General features: G+C 61.9%; 1 rRNA gene. It reads right to left on the bottom strand.

Annotated elements, in window-relative coordinates:
* Positions 1-379: 379 nt before the first annotated feature.
* Positions 380-496 (bottom strand): 5S ribosomal RNA (rrf, locus tag IEZ01_RS18700).
* Between the last annotated feature and the right edge of the window lie 74 nt (positions 497-570).

Below are 570 nucleotides of genomic sequence, written 5' to 3'. Positions count from 1 at the left end.
CCGCCGCCACCACCACGGTTGTCATCGCGACGGAAACCGCCGCCACCACCACGGTTGTCATCGCGACGGAAGCCACCGCCACCACCACGGTTGTCGTCAGGGCGCGGACCACGGTCGTCACGACGGAAGCCGCCGCGGTCGCGATCGTCGCGACGGGGCCCACGGAAGCCGTCCCGCTCGCCACCGTCCCTACGACGAGGCTCGCGCTCCGGACGGTCGTCGGAGGAGTTGGGGGACATGGGCATGGCTCCTGTCTTCGGGTACTGCAGTTCAATTCTCGCGCAGTCGGCGATCCGACGCGCTTCGAAAAAATACAAGGAAAAACAAAAGGACCCTTGGTCCCAGCGTGAACGCTGAGGACCAAGGGTCCTGAAAGATTGTTCGGCGGCGTCCTACTCTCCCACAGGGTCCCCCCTGCAGTACCATCGGCGCTGAAAGGCTTAGCTTCCGGGTTCGGAATGTAACCGGGCGTTTCCCTAACGCTATGACCACCGAAACCCTATCGGTTTCGAGCGAACAAGCACACTCTGTAGTTGTGTTCCAGCTCAAGAAACCAGCAACTGTTCGTTG

The organism is Streptomyces purpureus (genome assembly GCF_014648195.1).
Classification (GTDB): Bacteria; Actinomycetota; Actinomycetes; order Streptomycetales; family Streptomycetaceae; genus Streptomyces; species Streptomyces purpureus.
Note: the sequence above shows the minus strand (reverse complement) of the source record. Positions and strands in the feature narration are given on the sequence as shown.